Source organism: Pseudomonas sp. C2B4, from assembly GCF_013359695.1.
Taxonomy (GTDB): domain Bacteria; phylum Pseudomonadota; class Gammaproteobacteria; order Pseudomonadales; family Pseudomonadaceae; genus Aquipseudomonas.
Genome location: NZ_JABFMU010000001.1, coordinates 139,426 through 157,011, shown reverse-complemented (window position 1 = coordinate 157,011; position 17,586 = coordinate 139,426). Strand labels below are relative to the sequence as shown.

At 60.3% G+C, this 17,586-nt stretch carries 16 protein-coding genes; 9 read left to right on the top strand and 7 right to left on the bottom strand.

Going from position 1 to position 17,586, the window contains the following annotated elements; translation table 11 throughout:
* The first annotated feature begins 120 nt into the window (after window positions 1-120).
* From folE2 to HNQ83_RS00735, 6 genes are all read left to right on the top strand, one after another.
* Window positions 121-1,017, top strand: a complete 897-nt coding sequence (gene folE2, locus HNQ83_RS00760) for a GTP cyclohydrolase FolE2 (protein ID WP_175387222.1) — start codon at window positions 121-123, stop codon at window positions 1,015-1,017.
* Complete coding sequence (locus HNQ83_RS00755) at window positions 1,014-1,682, top strand: metal ABC transporter ATP-binding protein (RefSeq protein WP_175387221.1); 669 nt, start codon at window positions 1,014-1,016, stop codon at window positions 1,680-1,682. The genes folE2 and HNQ83_RS00755 overlap by 4 nt, the downstream gene beginning before the upstream one ends.
* Complete coding sequence (locus HNQ83_RS00750) at window positions 1,682-2,548, top strand: metal ABC transporter permease (protein ID WP_175387220.1); 867 nt, start codon at window positions 1,682-1,684, stop codon at window positions 2,546-2,548. The genes HNQ83_RS00755 and HNQ83_RS00750 overlap by 1 nt, the downstream gene beginning before the upstream one ends.
* An 11-nt stretch (window positions 2,549-2,559) precedes the next feature.
* The gene (locus HNQ83_RS00745; protein ID WP_175387219.1) at window positions 2,560-3,435 is read left to right on the top strand and encodes a metal ABC transporter substrate-binding protein; all 876 of its coding nucleotides are present in this window, start codon (window positions 2,560-2,562) and stop codon (window positions 3,433-3,435) included.
* Window positions 3,432-3,992, top strand: a complete 561-nt coding sequence (locus HNQ83_RS00740; RefSeq protein ID WP_175387218.1) for a DapH/DapD/GlmU-related protein — start codon at window positions 3,432-3,434, stop codon at window positions 3,990-3,992. Before HNQ83_RS00745 ends, HNQ83_RS00740 begins: the two co-directional genes overlap by 4 nt.
* Window positions 3,993-4,109: 117 nt before the next feature.
* A complete protein-coding gene (locus HNQ83_RS00735) occupies window positions 4,110-5,006 on the top strand; it encodes a His/Gly/Thr/Pro-type tRNA ligase C-terminal domain-containing protein (protein ID WP_175387217.1) in 897 nt (298 codons plus the stop codon).
* Window positions 5,007-5,075: 69 nt separating this feature from the next.
* Here HNQ83_RS00735 and HNQ83_RS00730 read toward each other — a convergent pair whose 3' ends face one another.
* Entirely contained in the window at window positions 5,076-5,597 is a 522-nt protein-coding gene (locus HNQ83_RS00730) for a DUF3617 domain-containing protein (protein ID WP_175387368.1), read from the bottom strand.
* A gap of 133 nt (window positions 5,598-5,730) precedes the next feature.
* On the opposite strand from HNQ83_RS00730, the gene cls reads away from it, so the two are divergent.
* A complete protein-coding gene (gene cls, locus HNQ83_RS00725) occupies window positions 5,731-7,170 on the top strand; it encodes a cardiolipin synthase (RefSeq protein ID WP_175387216.1) in 1,440 nt (479 codons plus the stop codon).
* On the opposite strand, the gene cfaB is transcribed toward cls, so the two are convergent.
* From cfaB to hflK (HNQ83_RS00700), 5 genes are all read right to left on the bottom strand, one after another.
* Entirely contained in the window at window positions 7,167-8,354 is a 1,188-nt protein-coding gene (gene cfaB / locus HNQ83_RS00720) for a C17 cyclopropane fatty acid synthase CfaB (protein ID WP_175387215.1), read from the bottom strand. The two genes, cls and cfaB, sit on opposite strands and share 4 nt — an antisense overlap.
* A 293-nt stretch (window positions 8,355-8,647) precedes the next feature.
* Window positions 8,648-10,546, bottom strand: a complete 1,899-nt coding sequence (locus HNQ83_RS00715; RefSeq protein ID WP_175387214.1) for a cation-translocating P-type ATPase — start codon at window positions 10,544-10,546, stop codon at window positions 8,648-8,650.
* Complete coding sequence (gene hflK / locus HNQ83_RS00710; protein WP_175387213.1) at window positions 10,543-11,601, bottom strand: protease modulator HflK; 1,059 nt, start codon at window positions 11,599-11,601, stop codon at window positions 10,543-10,545. The genes HNQ83_RS00715 and hflK (HNQ83_RS00710) overlap by 4 nt, the downstream gene beginning before the upstream one ends.
* On the bottom strand, window positions 11,598-12,641 hold the full coding sequence (hflC, locus tag HNQ83_RS00705) for a protease modulator HflC (protein WP_175387212.1): 1,044 nt from the start codon (window positions 12,639-12,641) through the stop codon (window positions 11,598-11,600). The genes hflK (HNQ83_RS00710) and hflC overlap by 4 nt, the downstream gene beginning before the upstream one ends.
* Entirely contained in the window at window positions 12,638-14,596 is a 1,959-nt protein-coding gene (gene hflK / locus HNQ83_RS00700; protein ID WP_175387211.1) for a protease modulator HflK, read from the bottom strand. The genes hflC and hflK (HNQ83_RS00700) overlap by 4 nt, the downstream gene beginning before the upstream one ends.
* Before the next feature lie 217 nt (window positions 14,597-14,813).
* Between hflK (HNQ83_RS00700) and lpdA the strand changes: the two genes are divergently transcribed.
* Window positions 14,814-16,214: a dihydrolipoyl dehydrogenase gene (gene lpdA / locus HNQ83_RS00695; RefSeq protein ID WP_175387210.1), complete on the top strand. Its 1,401-nt coding sequence runs from the start codon at window positions 14,814-14,816 to the stop codon at window positions 16,212-16,214.
* 123 nt (window positions 16,215-16,337) lie between these two features.
* On the opposite strand, the gene HNQ83_RS00690 is transcribed toward lpdA, so the two are convergent.
* Window positions 16,338-16,811 carry an Lrp/AsnC family transcriptional regulator gene (locus tag HNQ83_RS00690; protein WP_175387209.1) on the bottom strand — a complete coding sequence of 158 codons (474 nt, stop codon included), beginning with the start codon at window positions 16,809-16,811 and terminating at the stop codon, window positions 16,338-16,340.
* A 144-nt stretch (window positions 16,812-16,955) separates the two neighbouring features.
* Between HNQ83_RS00690 and HNQ83_RS00685 the strand changes: the two genes are divergently transcribed.
* Window positions 16,956-17,585 (top strand): LysE family translocator, encoded by a 630-nt coding sequence (locus HNQ83_RS00685; protein WP_175387208.1) that lies wholly within the window; start codon window positions 16,956-16,958, stop codon window positions 17,583-17,585.
* Window position 17,586: the final 1 nt, after the last annotated feature.

Genomic DNA, 17,586 nt, shown 5'->3' with positions numbered 1-17,586 from the left:
GTTCGCCAGATCAAATTGGGCGCGTCCGCGCTAGATGAAAACCTGTTCATGAAAAAGGCATCGTTGATTTAATTGTTATAGTATAACATTCAAATCAACTTCCCCTCGATGGACCTGTTCATGAATGCGCTGACTCTGCCGGATATCGCTGCGCAGGCCTCAGGCCAAGCCCTGCCATTGGACTGGGTCGGCATGCGTGGCATTGCCCTTCCTGTTTTGTTTGATGGCGAACGACTGGCTGCAACGGTCGATGCGGGTGTGAGTCTCGATAACGGGGAGGCTCGCGGCATTCATATGTCGCGGCTCTACCTGGCGCTGGAAAGGCTTGAGCAGGAAACCCTTTCACCTGATCTGCTTCAGCGCGTCTTGGTGAGTTTCCTGACCAGCCATGAAGGGCTATCGAACAGCGCTTATCTGAATATTCACATCGATTTACTGCTGAAAAGGCCGGCTCTGGTCAGTCCTTTGGCCGGTTGGAAAACCTATCCCGTCAGCATCAAGGCCCGCTTGGAAAACACGATGTTCCACGTGGAACTAAAAATCGATGTGCCTTATTCCTCGACCTGCCCTTGTTCTGCTGCACTTTCCCGACAGTTGATTCAGCAGCAATTCGTCGACGACTTCGCCAACAAGGCACTGAACCACGCCGACGTACTGGCTTGGCTCGGCTCCCCTAAAGGCATCGTCGCCACACCCCACAGCCAGCGCAGTACCGCACAGTTGTCCCTGCGCCTGGACGATTATCTGGACGAACTGCCGCTGATCGCACTCATCAATGATGCCGAAGCAACCCTCGGTACCGCCGTGCAAACCGCCGTCAAACGTGCCGATGAACAAGCCTTCGCATTGGCCAACGGCCAGAACCTGATGTTCTGCGAAGACGCCGCTCGCCGCCTGAACCTGGCCCTGAAACGCTCACCCGGCATCAATGGATTTCACCTGCGGGTGATTCACGCTGAAAGCCTTCACGCCCATGACGCCGTCGCCGAAAGTCGCTGGAACTGGGAGGCCGCATGATCCGCTGTCAGGCTTTGCGTTGGGGCGCTCCCGGCCAACCGCTGACGCCCGCTCTCAATATCGAACTCCCGAAAGGCAGTCTGACCGCCGTGGTCGGTGCCAACGGCTGTGGCAAAAGTAGCTGGCTGAAAGTCATCGCCGGTCTGCAAAAGCCGCTCGCGGGCAAGGTCATGTTGGAGGTTCCACGCAAGGGCGCGCTCTCATTTCTGCCCCAGCAACAGCATCTGGATCGCCAGTTCCCCATCACTCTGGAGGAACTGGTCGCTGCGGGCTTCTGGGGCAGCCAGCGATCGCCGGAGGGGCGTAGGCAACGTCTTGATCAGGTTCTGGCCGATTGGTGCCTGAGCGGCCTTGAGCAACGCCCGTTGATGGCCCTCTCCGGTGGTGAACTGCAACGTGCCCTGCTCGCTCGATTGAGTCTCACCGATGCGCCCTTATTGCTGCTCGACGAACCCCATGCCGCCCTGGATGAACTCGGTCAGGCATTGCTGTGGAAACATCTCCATGCCTGGCATGCCGCAGGCCGAACCCTGGTTGTGGTGTGCCATGACCTGGCTGCCGTTCGCCAACACATGCCTCACACCCTGTTGATCAAAAGCAGCGGATGCGTCTTCGGCTCAAGCACCGATCTCCTCCGCCAACAGCCTCAAACGCAGGTGGCCTGATGCTTGCCGCCGCTCAGTTTTGGCAACCTTTCCACGAATTCGTCTTCATGCGCAGGGCGCTGATTGGCGGGTTGGTGTTGGCCTGCAGCACCGCACCGCTGGGTGTATTTCTGATCCTGCGGCGGATGAGTCTGATCGGTGATGCCGTGGCTCACGGCATTCTGCCCGGGGCTGCATTGGGTTTCTGGTTCGCCGGCCTGAGCCTCCCTGCGTTGACCTTCGGCGGTCTCGGGGCCGGTCTGGGGATGGCCGGGCTTGCGGCCTGGATCACGCGTCGCACAGGCCTGCGAGAAGACGCCAGCCTTGCCGCGATCTACCCGATTTCCCTGGCCAGCGGCGTATTGATCCTCGGTATCGCAGGCAAACGCCTGGACCTGTTGCACCTGCTGTTCGGTTCAGCGTTGGCGGTCGATGGTCCGACATTGACCGGCATGCTCTGGGTCTCGGGTATCAGCCTGATCGCGATGTTGCTGATCTACCGCCCTCTGCTCCTGGACACCCTGGACCCGTTGTTTCTGCAATCCGTCAGCCGCCTGGGTCCCCTGGCCCATGGCGTGTTCCTGACGTTGGTGGTGCTGAATCTGGTGATCGGTTTCCAGGCCATTGGCGCCTTGATGGTGGTTGGACTGATGATGCTGCCCGCTGCGGCCTCACGCTTCTGGAGCCGTCGCTTGCCAAGGTTGATGGCCATTGCCGCGCTGTTTGGCAGCCTCTCGGTATGGCTCGGACTGTTGCTGTCATTTCACTACGCGTTGCCCAGCGGCCCGGCCATCGTGCTGGTGGCTGGCGCTTTGTATCTTCTGTCCGTGGTGCTGGGGCCGGTGCACGGTTTGCTGCGCCGTCCGCCTTTGATCACATCCCAATGAGGTGTTACTCGATGCGCGCTTTACTCGTGCTGTTCAGTTTGATGCTGTCGATGTCGCTGTCTGCTGCAGAAAAACTTCAGGTGGTCACCAGCTTCAGCATCCTCGCCGACATGACCCATCAGATAGGCGGTGATCATATCCAGATCACCAACATGGTCGGCCCCGACACCGATGCCCACACGTATGAGCCAACCCCGGACGACGGCCAAGCGTTGCTTAAAGCCAGACTCATCATCAAAAACGGACTGGGGTTCGAGCCATGGCTCGATCGTCTGGTGACCAGCACTGAAACCAAAGCACCCGTGATCAGCGCGAGCCAAGGTGTCATACCACGCTCCCTGGATGAGGATGGTGAGAAGGTTCCCGACCCGCATGCCTGGCACAACCTGGCAAATGCCGAGCTCTACATCAGCAACATCAGCAAGGCATTGATTGCCGTCGACCCGGCGAACAAGGACGACTACCAGCGCAACAGCCAGGCCTACCTGAAACAAATCTACGCGCTGCTGGCGCAAGCCAAGACCCGATTCGGCTCGCTTGCGCCGGGCAACCGCAAGATTGTCACCTCCCATGACGCTTTCGGTTATCTCGGTCAGGCCTACGGTATCAATTTCATGGCACCGCAGGGGCTGTCCACCGAACGCGAACCCTCCGCTGCCGAGGTCGCTGCGTTGATCACTCAGATCCGTCAGGCGAAGGTCAAAGCGGTGTTCATGGAGAACATCAAGGACGCGCGTCTGCTCAAGCAGATCGCTGACGAAAGTGGCGCCCGGATTGGCGGCACCCTGTACTCCGACGCACTCGCGGCGAGCGGACCGGCCAGTACGTTTACCGGGATGTTCGAAACCAACCTCAATACCCTGTACACCGCGTTGAGCCAGCCATGATCCGCAAGAACCCCTCAGGTGATTTACCCCGTATTGCCGAGTCGGCCTACGTCGATAAAACCGCGATCATCTGCGGCAAAGTGGTGATCGGCGAGAACGTCTTTGTCGGACCCTATGCAGTGATCCGCGCTGACGAAGTAGACGATTGCGGAGACATGCAGCCGATCATCATCGGCGCCAACTCGAACATCCAGGACGGTGTGGTCATCCACTCCAAATCCGGGGCGGCAGTGACTATCGGCGAGTTCAGTTCCATCGCCCACCGTTCGATCGTCCATGGCCCCTGCTCAGTGGGTGACCGGGTGTTCATTGGCTTCAACAGTGTGTTGTTCAACTGCGCCGTCGGTGATGGTTGCGTGGTCCGGCACAACTCGGTGGTCGACGGTCGCGACTTGCCCGCGGCCTTCTATGTTCCCTCCACCACGCGCATCGGGCCCAACACAGACCTTTCGCAGTTTCCGCCGGTCAGTATCAGTGCCTCGGAGTTTTCCGAGGACGTGGCGCGGACCAATGTCGACCTGGTGCGCGGTTACAAGGCTCTGCAAAACGAGTTTTGAACATGAAGAAAGTGCCAAATGGATGGGTAGTACAAACGTCTACATGACAACGGTCAGTGTTTGCCTCTAATGTTGGCACGCAAGTGCGTGTGATCGAAGCATCCGAGAACAATAACCATGATCCAGATCACCTTGCCCGATGGTTCATTACGTGAGTACGACCAACCGCTGTCCGTGCATGAAGTTGCCGCCAGTATTGGCCCCGGATTGGCCAACGCAGCGGTAGCGGGTCGGGTGGACGGCGAATTGGTGGACTGTGAATTCATGATCAGCACGAATGCCCGGGTCAGCATCGTGACCACGCAGGAGCCCGACGGACTGGAGATCCTGCGTCGTTCCTGTTCGCTGATGCTGGCGATGGCTGTCCAGCAACTCCATGCCCACGCGCGATTGCGAACGGGGTCGTCGCTGGGCGATGGGTTCTATTGCGAGTTCGACGTCGAGCGCCCATTGACGACGACGGATCTGCCAGTGATCGAGGCGCGCATGCAAACACTGGCGGCCACCAACCACTCGATTCGCCGCCGCCCTATACCTTCCTCATCGGCGACTCCCGACCATCTGTCTCTTTACCGTCTGGGCGGAACCGAGTATTTGACGACGGGCCCGCACGTCCCCACCACCAAGGTGTTGCAGGCATTTGCGCTCGACCACGTCAGCGGTACCTTGCAACAACGCATCTACGGGACCTGCTGGTCCAGCCACCAGGAACTGCAACAGTGGCGCCTGCCGCCCCAGGTAGTGGTCGTCAGCATGGACGATCGCCAGACCCATTATGCGCACGCCGTCACCGAGCGCCTTCGCCGCGGTGGTGTGCGCGCCCTTGCGGATCTGCGTAATGAGAAAGTCCGGCACAAGATTCGTCATCACAGCCAGACGGTGCCGTACGTGGTGGTGGTCGGGGAGAAGGAAAAGGCCGGCGGGTTTGTCAGTGTCCGCAGTCGCGATGGGGAGGATTTTGGCAGGATGGCAGTTGAGGCGGTGTGCGAGTGGTTGGGTCAGCCTGGGGATTGATGTTGACCCTGCTGACGCCATCGCGGGCAAGCCTTGCTCCTGCAAGAGCGAGGCTTGCCTGCGAAGCTTTTAGGCTCTTGGCTTGACTGCCCCGCAATCCTGCCCCAACCACACCGCGCGGCTCTCAAGGCTACCCTTCTGCTGAATGCCGGTGGCATTGAAGGTGCCGTTGACCTTGGTGGTGAACTCACGGTCACTGAGGAAGGTAGCAACACCCGCCCCCTGCGCCTTCGGGCAACTGAAGCGGAATTTCCATTGGTTACCGGTGCGATCGGTGATTTCCTGCTTGCAGCCCGACTGCGGGTCGGTCAGCGGGATATCGTCGGTCTTGACCTGCTCCGGCGTCAGGCAGGCGCGAATCCCTTTGCCGCCCATGGTGATGCCCTGTTTTTCCAGCTGCGCACGCTGCTCAGGGGTCATCTGGCTTTGAATCTGACCGAGGATCAGTTGCAGATCCGGCAGGTTCTGGTCATCCACCTTCATGTTACTGGTGGTCAATTCCCACAAGCCCGGTTGAAGCATCTGCGCCTGAGCAGCCACAGGAAGTGCCAAACCCAAGGTAATGGCCAAACCCAGCAGACGAACGTTCATCATGTAACTCCTGATCGATAGTGGCCGTTAGACGTCGGCCACGGGCTTCGGTTCATGGGCCAATTAAATAGCGACATTCTGCCCGGAACATGGTCTGTTAAGCATTGAATCTTCAGGAGCAAGGCTGCCCCCCATGGATTATTTCGGACCCCATATTTTCGGCTACACCATCGCATTGCTGCACTCCCTGGGCACGATCGCAGCCATCCATGCCGTGTTGACCGTGCGAACCGCCCAAGGCTCCATCGCCTGGGCCTTGTCACTGATCTTCATGCCCTACCTGACGCTCATCCCCTATCTGGTATTCGGCCGCAGTACCTTCGATGGGTACATCAAGGCCCGGCGCCAGGCCAACGAAGAAATGCGCAAAGCCATCTCCGAGCTCAACTGGCGACCCTGGGTAGAGGAAGCGCTCACCGCTCGCGCTTCCACCGCCTACGCCTCCCTGAGGGCGATGCCGAAGTTGGGGCGCATGCCCTGCCTGGCCAACAATGAAGTGAAATTGCTGATCAATGGCCGGGCCACCTTCGATGCGATATTCAATGCCATCCGCCAAGCCAAGGAAGCGGTGCTGATCCAGTTTTTCATCATTCATGACGACCGCCTCGGCCGGCGCCTGCAAAACCTGCTGCTGGAAAAAGCCGCCGAAGGCGTGGCGGTCTACCTGCTTTATGACCGAATCGGCAGCCATTCCCTGCCCCACAGTTATGTACAGGCATTGCGTGATGGCGGTGTCGAGGTCAAAGCCTTCGCGACCCGTAGCGGCTGGCTCAACCGTTTCCAGGTCAACTTCCGCAACCACCGCAAGATCGTGGTGGTCGACGGCATGCTCGGCTTCGTTGGCGGGCACAACGTGGGGGACGAGTACATGGGGGAGAAACCACCCCTGGCGCCTTGGCGCGATACTCACGTCCAGGTACGCGGACCGGTGGTGGCCTGCATGCAGGAATCCTTCGCTGAAGACTGGTTCTGGGCAGCCCGTTCATTACCGCCGATGATCCTGCCGGAGGTCTACCCGGACGCCGGCGTGCTGTGCCAAATGCTTGCCAGTGGACCGGCGGATTCCTACGAGACCTGTTCACTGTTCTTCGTCGAGGCCATCCATGCAGCGACCGAACGGGTATGGATCACCAGTCCGTATTTCATCCCCGACGAAGCGGTATTCGCCGCCTTGCGCCTGGCGGTACTGCGCGGGGTCGATGTGCGGATCCTGCTTCCTTCACGGCCCGATCACCGAGTCGTCTACGCCGCCTCCAGCCTCTATGCCTTCGAAGCAGTACGCGCAGGCGTGCGGGTCTTCCGCTACGAACCCGGCTTCCTGCACCAGAAAGTCGTGCTGATCGACAACGATATCAGCGCCATTGGCAGTGCCAACATGGACAACCGTTCGTTCCGGTTGAATTTCGAAGTGATGCTGCTGACCGTCGACAACGCATTTGCCGCCAAAGTGGAGCAGATGCTCAACGATGACTTCGCCCAAGCCCACGAAATCGCCAAGGAAGAAGGCCGGGAGACCCACCGCCTGCAACAGGTCGGCATGCGGATCGCCCGGCTTATTTCGCCGATTCTCTAAGGGTTGTAGATATCGTCCCGAGTCCAGGGCAGTTCATGGCTGCCATCGGGGTGCGCTTTCACTGCAAGGATCTGGTGCAGGTTGATCCAGCCCCTGGCGAACGCGTAGGCGCAGCCCGCCAGGTACAGGCGCCAGATCCGCAGCGCCTGTTCCGGAACCAGTTTCGCGGCGGCCTCGAGGTTGTCCTCCAGGCGTTCGCTCCAGTGATCCAGGGTGCGTGCGTAGTGCAGGCGCAGGCTTTCGACGTCGACAATCTCAAGCCCTGCTTCGCTGATCTCGGCAGAAATCATCGACAGGTGCGGTAGTTCGCCATTAGGGAACACATATTTCCCGATGAATTCACCGGCGCCACGGCCCACCGGGCGACCATCGGTGTGCTTGGCGGTGATCCCGTGGTTCATCACCAAACCACCCTCTTTCACCGCACCGAACAAGGTACTGCAGTACTCCGCCAGGTTCGCATGACCGACGTGTTCGAACATGCCGACGCTGACCACTTTGTCGAATCGACCATCCTGTGGCAGATCGCGGTAATCGAGCAGTTGCAACTCGATCAAGTCCTCCAGACCTTCTTCTTTTACCCGATCCCGAGCCAGGGCGAGTTGCTCCTTACTGAGGGTAATACCAAATACTTTCGCGCCGAACTCACGGGCCGCGTACCGCGCCAACCCACCCCAACCGCAACCGACATCCAGCAGGTATTCGCCAGGTTGCAGACGCAACTTGCGACACAAATGCCGAAACTTGGCTTGCTGGGCTTGCTCCAGAGTCTCGCTACCGGTCTCGAAATAGGCGCAGGAATAGGCCATGTCGCTGTCGAGCCAGAGCTGATAAAAGGCATTGGAAAGATCGTAGTGGTAGGAAATGGCCTGGGCGTCGGTCTCTTTATCGTGGAAGGCACGGACGGGCTGATTGTCCTCATCCGCATCCAGCAGCGCCTGACTCAATTCATCACACACGCGGATCACATCACTGATAGAGCCTTCAAGCTCCAGTTTGCCCTCGACGAACGCTGCGCCGAGCGAGTCCAGGCTTGGGCGGGTGAACTGGGTAACCATCTGTGGGTCCTTGACCACAATCGTGACGCTGGGCGTCGGCCCCAGATTGAACTCATGGCCGTCCCAGAGTCGCAGGCGTAGCGGTAACTGCAGATTCTGTAAGGCCGGTGGAAGTTGCGCGAGCATGGAAAATCCCCCTTGTTTCAGACGTCTGCTGAGAGGTTAGACCATCCTGGAAAAATAGCTGGCTATCGAACTAATAGCGGATTTCTATGGTCCCGGGACACTCGACAAACTGCCGGGAACTCGCAGAAATGATCGCTCTTACCCTAAATGACTACAGATTCGGCGCACAGTTCTGTAAACCTTCTACCCATCCATTTGTAGGAGCGAGCCCTGCTCGCGATGGGCGTGAACGATTACACGCCCTGTCTGAATGACTGCGTTTCCCAACCGTTTTTCGCGAGCAGAGCTCTCTCCTACAGTTTGAGCAACGGCTCCTGAAACCGCAGCAATCGCCCCGCATTGCCCAGCACCAGCAACGTGCTGAAGTTATGCAGCAATGCCGCAATCATTGCCCCGGCCGCGCCAAGCCAGCCGAACGCGGCGAAGGCAACGATCGCCAGGGTCCAACCCAGACCGATGAACACGTTGACCTGCAGGGTTTGCCGACACTGACGGCTCAACCTCACGCACGTCCCGAGACGACGCAAATCGCTGCCGATCAGCACGATGTCTGCCGAAGCCAAGGCGATGTCCGCGCCGCCCGCACCCATGGCCACGCCGACCACGCCGGCCTTGAGGGCCAACGAGTCGTTGATGCCGTCCCCCACCACCATAGGCCGAAAACCGTTACCAATTTCTTTCAACACACGGTTGAGTTTGTCCTCGGGCAACGCCTGCGCTTCTACATCACTGATGCCAACATCCCGTGCCAGCGTGTGCGCGACACTTTGCCGGTCGCCGGTGAGCAACAGTTGCCGGCCCATTCCAAGGTCGCGCAATTCATTCAGTGCAAACCTGGCTTCGGGCTTCACACTGTCAGCCAACAGCAGCCAGGCGAGGAATTCACCGTTAAGCGCCAGCCCGGCAATCGGACCATCGTGCTCCGGAACGGCGGAAGTGGGGATCTTCAATTGAGCGAACAGCTCAGGTCGTCCCAGCGCAGCCTCACCCTGCTCCGTCATGGCCACCACGCCCAATCCCTGGCGTTCATGGATATCCGTGAGCAACAAAAAATGCTCTTGAGTCACCAGCCCGGCCAGCGCACGGCTGACCGGGTGACCGCTGGCCGAACCGAGGCTGGCAGCGAGTTTGCGGATGTGACTGTGATCCGCCAAAGCGCTCTCGATGGTTTGCAAACGCAAGGTGCCGAAGGTCAAGGTCCCGGTCTTGTCGACCACCAGCGAAGTCAGGTCTGCCAACTCCTCAAGAAACGCCGAGCTGCGGATCAGAATGCCGTGCCGTGCCGCCACCGCCACTCCGGCAATCGCCGTGGCGGGTGCCGACAACACCAGCGCACAGGGACAGGCCGCCACCAGTACAGCGAGCATCGCCTGGGCATCGTTGGTGATGAACCACGTCACTGCGGCCAGCAACAACACCAGCACCATGTAGCTGCCGGCATAACGCTCCAGCAGGCGCGTGATCGGCGGCTTGGAACGCTCGGCGTTTTGCATCAGCGCAATCACTTTGCCAAGGGTCGACTCGTGGCCAGTACGGGTCACTTCGATGCGCAGCAGACCATCAAGGTTGATTGCCCCACCGAACACCGTCATGCCGATGCCCGCCTCTATCGGCACCGACTCCCCGGTAATGGAGGCCGTGTCGAGACTCGCCTGGCCGGACAGCACTCGCCCATCCGCTGGCACCCGATCACCCGCCCGCACCTCCACCCGATCGCCAGCCTTGAGCGTGCTGTTATCGACTTCAACGATGGAGCCGTCGTCCTGAATCTTTCGCGCATGGCTGCGAGTCAGTTTTCCGAGGGCGTGAATCGCTTCCTGTGAACCGATCACACTGCGCTCTTCCAGCACATGACCGAAGATCATGATGATCGGCAGCAGTGCCGCCGTCAGCAGATCACCGGTCGCCCAGGCACCGAGCATAGCCAGGGCGATCAACTGATCAGTGATCCCGTGCAGGCTCGGATAACGCAGGCTGTACCAGGCCGAACGCATGACCGGCACGGCCACCAGCAAGGAAGCAAAACCCAGGAGCAATTGGCTGACACCGGTTTGTTCGGGCGCCAACCAGCGCCAGACCAGACCCAGGGCGAGCAAGCCGAGGGCGAGCATGGCCAGGGTCAACTGGCGTGCGGCGCTGCGTTGTTCGGCCGAGGACAACAGGCTCGGTGCAGCGGCGGTTTGCGCGGTCATTGTGAAGCTCCCTGAATGATCAGGCGGGAATCGTCTTTCGGATCGACCGTGGTCACCGAACCGGCCTGGCCAAGAATTTTCGGCATCCGCTCACGGTAAATCCGCAGCAACATCTGCGGGTCGGTGCCCTGTTGTTGCGCCTTGGCCAGACTCAACACCGTGGCGGTGTCGGCAGAGGCTTTCGCCAACCGCTCACTCGCCTGTGCATGAGCGACCTGCAGCGTTCGATCAGCCTGCTCGTTGGCGGTCTGGGTGAGTTTCTCGGCGTCGGTTCGCGCGTTGGCCACCGCTTTGTCGGCTTGTTGGCTGGCGGTCAGCACGGCATTGAAAGCATTCACCGCGGGGCCGGGCAAACTCGATTGCACATCCACTCGCGCCACTTCGATCCCCAGTCCCTGCCCGGTCGCCGTGAGCTCGGTGAGGCGTTGATTGATGGCCTGCACCAGATCGCCGCGCAAGCGTTCACGTCTTTCGGCGGCCTTGCTATCGGCGCCGATGAGTTCCGGTCGCGCCACCAGAATGGTGTCCAGGTCACGCGCCGCCGTCAGTGCCAATGCACTGCGAGTGACCAGGCGATCCAATGCCGGCAGCACGTGCTCGCCTTGCAGCACAAAGGCATAGGGGTCAGTGACTTTGTAGAACACCCGCACATCCAGTTGCACCACCCCGGCATCACCGGTCAGCAGGTAACCGGAACCCGCCAGTGCATCGCTGATCGGTGTAGCGAAACTGGCGACGCGATCGGCTTGCAATGCCGCATCACTACGCAGCAGATTTTCCACACGTCGCTCGATAACCCGTTCCGCTGCCGGCAATAAAATCACCTGCTCGAAGGGTTGCGGCCAGGCCAACAGCAACCCGGCATTCTGAATGCGATCCAGTGCGCCAAAATGCAAAACCACGGCGCGGTTTTGCGGATCGATCTGCCGCACATTGGAGAATGCCCACGCCAACGCGGCCAACACCGTCACCGCGTACAGCGCGAGAAATGCCAGGCGCCCGGCCTGAATCCAGGGACTGCTCAACTCATTTGTTCCACGTGGAACCACACTCATGGTTGCGACCCGGGTTTGTTATCGAGACTTGGCGGACCGTCAACCAGCACTCGGAATGGCGCGGCATCGGTGCGCAGAATAAGTTTTGTCCCCGGCGTGACCACCGTGCCCAAGGTGTCGAGCGAACGCAGCAGGTTGTACAGCTGCGGCGAACCGGCGTAGGCGCGCCCATAAATCTGCGCGGCCTCAACGCGGGATTGCGCCTCGATGTCAGCGGCTTTCACCGTGGCATCGGCTTGCACGATCCGCGCATCACGTTCGGCGGCGGAGCGAATTTGCGCCGCTTCGCGCTTGCCGATGGCGGTACGTTCGGTGGCGATGGTTTCACGCTCGGCACGCATGCGATCGACCGTTGCCGTGAGCGTTACCGAAGGCAAGGTCAAACGCTCAATGCCAACCTGTAGTACCCGAACGCCATAAGTCGTCAGCAACTGCTGATCGATTTGCTGGCGCAGCTGCGATTCGAAATCAGCGATACGCACCTGGCTGGCGTCGGTGTTCACAAGGTTAGCCAGATCGAAACTACTGGCGGTGGTTTCCAGGGCCGAGCCGATAAAGGTGCGGATCTGCCGCGCCGCTTCATCCGGCTGATTCTGTACGGCGCGCATGAAGCGCTGCACATTGTCCGGGTCGCCCTGCACCTGCCAGGCCACGTACGCCTGAACGATGATACGCAGACCATCCCGCGTACCCACGTCCTGCAAACCGCTGGATGTGGTGCGCAGCCGAAGATCGACCGGGATCGCCGCTTCGAACGGCGCCGGCCAGCGCCAGCCAAGGCCCGGTTCCAGCAACACCCGCGATGGATTGCCGAAACGGGTGATGACCGTGGCCTCTCCCGACCTCACCTGCACCAGGCTCGCCGCTGCAACGGCGAACGCCACAAGCAGTGCAGCCCAACCCATTCGCCTCCAGGGAAACGGGCCGGCTTCCTGTGGATCGCCATGATGGTGATGGTGGTGGCCGTGGTGGTGATGCCCGCCATGGCCATGATCGTGGCCGGCGTGATCATCATGATCATGAGTGTGAGTCTGGCTCAATGGGCAGCTCCTGGCTGAGCGGTTTGACGCGACGGCGCAGGATCAGCCGGCAACGTGAAGGTACGCAGGTCGATGGTCGGCGCATTGTTGCTACCGCCCAGGCGATGATCGAGCACCAGCAACCTGGCATTGGCCAGGCCTTGGGAAAGTTGACTGAGGTATTGCTCCAGTACGAAGGCCTGACCGGCACTGGCGTAAGCTTTTTTCTCGGCACCGAATTTAAGGTCGGCTGCTTGCGCCCCCGCGTGGATTTCACGAGCGCTGGCCGTCGCTTGATCGCGGGCGATGCTGGCCTGCAACTGCGCCTGATTAGTGGCTTCGGCCGCCGCACCGCGCTCACGGGCAATCAAGGCCTGCGCACCAATCTGCGCCGCTTGCACGCCGTGATAGGCATTGGCAGCGCCGGCCGGCGGATGAATCGCTTCGACCACCGTGGCGAGAATTTCCACGCCACTGCCAAGTTTCTCCAGGTCTGCCTGTACCGCGCGGCCGATTTCTTCGGCCAGCCCTACCCGGTCTTCACCGAGCAATCCGTCGAGCGTCCGCGAGGCGAAATCATGAACCAGAATCCTGCTGGCGGTGCTACGGATCAGGGTGGGCACATCGGCGCTGTTGTAAGTCGCCGCCAATGCCGCCTGATCGCTCAGGCCGATGCGATAGACGAAACGCACGTCCATGTTGACGATCTGAAAGCTCTGCTGGTCGGCGCGACTGCTGGCGATCACCTGGGATTTGTCATTCACATGGCTCGCGTCCCACAACCGGTTGGCCGTGATCGGCGCCGGGCCTTCAGCGGGGTCGGCCTGCATCGGTGCAGCCGTTTCGCCGACACTGGTGGCCAACTCATGAACCACGCCGTTTTCGACACTCAGCACCCGACCCAGCGGCCAGGGCAAACCCGCATGCAAACCGGGACCAAACACCGCCACCGGTTTGCCGAAACGCTCGTAAATACCTCGCCCCTGCAGCGGTATTTCGTGGATGCCAGTCAGTGACCAACCCACGAGACCAACAACGGCCAGCACCGGCAAAAATGCCCGGCGCATGTAGGTGAACGCCCAGATCTGGCGCAGGTCGATGCCGAAGCGATTGTGCAGTTCGTGCTGCAACGCCAGCAGCGGCTGCGGAGGCCAACGCAGCATGTCAGCGACAAAGCTGCGGGCCAACAAGGCTGGTTCAAGTTGTTCGCGGCGAGGACTGAACAATGACAGCACGGCACGCAGCAACAGCTCGATTGCGACCAGCCCCGGCAGCAGCCCGATCAACACTGCCAAACGCACGGGCCAGACCGACGTTTCACTGCCGAACAACAGGCACAACGCACCCAGTACCAGGCTGATGATCGCCACTCGCGCCAGCTGCGACAACGCTCCGGCTTCGGGCCACTGAGCCGGGTTTTCCTGGGCCAGGTGGCGCTCCAGCACCAGCAAACCGAAAGCCAGCAACAGCGCCAGGGCGGCGCCGACAGTGGCGGACAATCCCAGCGCAGCGGGCGGCAAGCCAAGGTTCCAGGCCTGTTCGATGCAGAGCAGCGCCAACAACGCCCACCCGCCGAGCCAGAGGGTCGGCGCACCGATTTGCCGGAACAGGTGCATCCCGCTTTGGCCCAGCCGATCCAATAGTCGCTCGTACCATCCCACCGGGGATTCGACTGCTTCAGCGACGACGACTGGCACCACGGGATTCATTGCCCGCGCCCGCCATTGCGTCACCCACCAGGCCGATTGCAGACCCGCCACCCATACCAGCAACGCAGCGCTTAAATTGAACAACAACGACGGCCACAGGGATTGCGGCGCAAACAGCCCGACGAAGAATCCCGATACCAGCCCCATTGCCACCAGCACGCCGAAGCCGATCGCGAACTGACGCAATCGCCGCCCCTGAAAAACCGCCTGCTGAAAGCGCGGTAACCCGGCTACCTGCGCCCCCTCTTCATCGAGATCGACTTGCATACCACCCCAGTGCTCAGCTTCGCTCAAATCGCAATTCGTTACGATATAACGAAAACGGTGAAATTTTCGTATTCATTTGCGCTATCTAAAGATGCTCAACCTGTCGCTTGCCTGAAGCCTTGACCGAAATGCGCAATAACGCACATATTACGCTCGTAATTTTATTCCAAGGCTACGTTTACCCCTCCCGATCCTCTTTCAATCCAGGAGTAGATCCATGAGCACCTATGACGTCGTAATACTCGGCGGTGGCCCCGGCGGCTACAACGCAGCGATCCGCGCTGGCCAACTGGGTTTGAAAGCGGCTTGCGTGGAAGGACGAGCTACCCTTGGCGGCACGTGCCTGAACGTCGGCTGCATGCCCTCCAAGGCACTCCTGCATGCCTCCGAACTTTACGACGCCGCCATGGGCACGGAATTCGCCAACCTGGGAATCGAGGTCAAACCCACTCTCAACCTCGCGCAGATGATGAAGCAGAAAGATGAAAGCGTGACCGGGCTGACCAAGGGCATCGAGTTTCTCTTTCGCAAGAACAAGGTCGACTGGATCAAGGGCTGGGGCCATATCGATGGGCCAGGCAAAGTCACGGTGACCGATAGCGCCGGCGGCAAGACCGAACTGAGCGCCAAGGACATCATCATCGCCACCGGTTCCGAGCCCACTCCCCTGCCCGGCGTGGACATCGATAACAAACGCATCCTGGATTCCACCGGCGCGCTGTCTCTGGCTGAAGTGCCGAAGCACTTGGTGGTGATCGGCGCCGGTGTGATCGGCCTGGAGCTGGGCTCGGTGTGGCGGCGTTTGGGCGCGCAGGTGACCGTGGTCGAATTCCTCGATCGGATCTGTCCCGGTGTGGACGGCGAAGCGGGCAAGACCCTGCAGCGCTCATTGAGCAAGCAAGGCATCAGCTTCAAGCTCAGTTCGAAAGTGACCCGCGCGACAACGACCGCCACGGGCGTGCAGCTCAGCGTTGAACCTGCCGCTGGCGGCACCGCCGAAACGCTTGAAGCCGATTACGTGCTGGTGGCCATCGGGCGCCGACCTTATACACAGGGGCTGGGACTGGAGAACGTCGGCCTCGCCACGGACAAACGCGGCATGCTTGCCAACAAGGGCCACCGCACCGAAGCCGCTGGGGTCTGGGTGATTGGCGACGTGACGTCCGGACCGATGCTCGCACACAAGGCCGAGGATGAAGCCATGGCCTGTGTCGAACAGATCGTCGGCAAGGCCGGTGAGGTCAACTACGAGCTGATTCCCAACGTGATTTACACCAAGCCTGAGCTGGCCAGCGTCGGCAAGACCGAAGAACAGCTGAAAGCCGAGGGTCGCGCCTACAAGGTTGGCAAGTTTCCCTTCACCGCCAACAGCCGGGCGAAGATCAATCACGAAACCGAAGGTTTCGCCAAAGTATTGGCCGATGAGCGCACCGACGAAATCCTCGGCGTGCACCTTGTAGGGCCGAGCGTCAGCGAGATGATTGGCGAGTATTGCGTGGCCATGGAATTCAGCGCCTCCGCCGAAGACATTGCCCTGACCTGTCATCCACACCCGACCCGTTCCGAGGCTTTGCGCCAGGCGGCGATGAATGTGGAGGGGATGGCGACTCAGATGTAAGCCTGGAGATTTGCGGTGGCTGGACTGCCGCTTTCGCGAGCAGGCTCGCTCCCACATTGGATTTGTGTTCGCAACAGATCAACTGTGGGAGCGGACCTGCTCGCGAATGGGACCAACTCGGTCTCAGCCAGGCAAATGCCCCAACGGCAACGCCCCCGGCGCCTTCACCGTGTGAATCGCAAAGTTGCTGCGGATATCGCTCACCCCCGGCAATTTGAGCAGGCATCCAGTAAGAAACCGGTCATAGGCGCGCAAGTCCGGCACCACCACCTGCAACAGAAAATCTGATTCCCCAGACACCAGAAACGCCGAAACCACCTCAGGCAACGCCGTCACCGCCAGGCGAAAGGCTTCGGCCTGTTCGTCGTTATGGCGCTCGACTTTCACGCCCACGAACACGGTCAGCCCAAGCCCGACTTCATCGCGATCCAGATTGGCCTGATAACCACGAATCACCCCGGCTTCTTCCAGCATCCGTACCCGACGCAAGCAGGGTGACGCCGACAGACCGATCTCGTCAGCCAATTGCACATTGCTCAGGCGTCCGTCCCGTTGCAGCGCGGCGAGAATCTTGCGGTCGTAGGCATCGAGTTTCATGTTTGGCAGATCCGGAGAGTTAAACGTTCATTTAATAGCAGGTTATGCCAAGCAGAACCCTTTTAGAAGCTGACTACGCAAGCACCTGCCCCACCCCTTCGCCCTAGACTGGACGTACCGAATCGACAACGAATGGGGTGCAACATGGCAGGACTCTGGCTGTTTTTCATGGCACTGGCGGTGGTTTATCTGTTGCCGGGACCGGACATGATCCTGCTGCTGCAGACCGGCGCCCGTCAGGGCAAAGGGGCGGCGCTGGCCACCGCCGTGGGTTTGGCCATCGCCCGGGGCTGTCATGTCGCACTGGCGGCGCTGGGGTTGGCGGCTCTGTTCAAGGCTGCGCCCTGGACCTTCGATGTGGTGCGACTGGCCGGCGCCGCGTACCTGCTGTGGATCGGCATTCAGTGCCTGCGTACGACGATGCTGCCAAACCTGAACGGTTCGAATGCAACCGGCGAACCACCTCGTTATCGGGAAGCGATCCAGCGCGGTTTGCTGACCAATCTGCTGAACCCCAAAGCCCTGTTGTTCTGCTCAGTACTGTTGCCGCAGTTCATTAACCCCCAGGCAGGACCGGTGCTCGCGCAATTCGCCACCTTGGGCGTGGTGCTGGTGGCCGTGGGTTTGCTGTTCGACAGTGCTTACGCCTTGGCCGGCGCCGCGCTGGGCCGTTGGCTGCAACGCAGTCCATCGGCCCAGCGCCTGCAACAATGGCTGTTTGGCAGCCTGCTGATCGGTTTCGCGGTGCGGCTGACCTTTGTGCAACAGGCGTGAT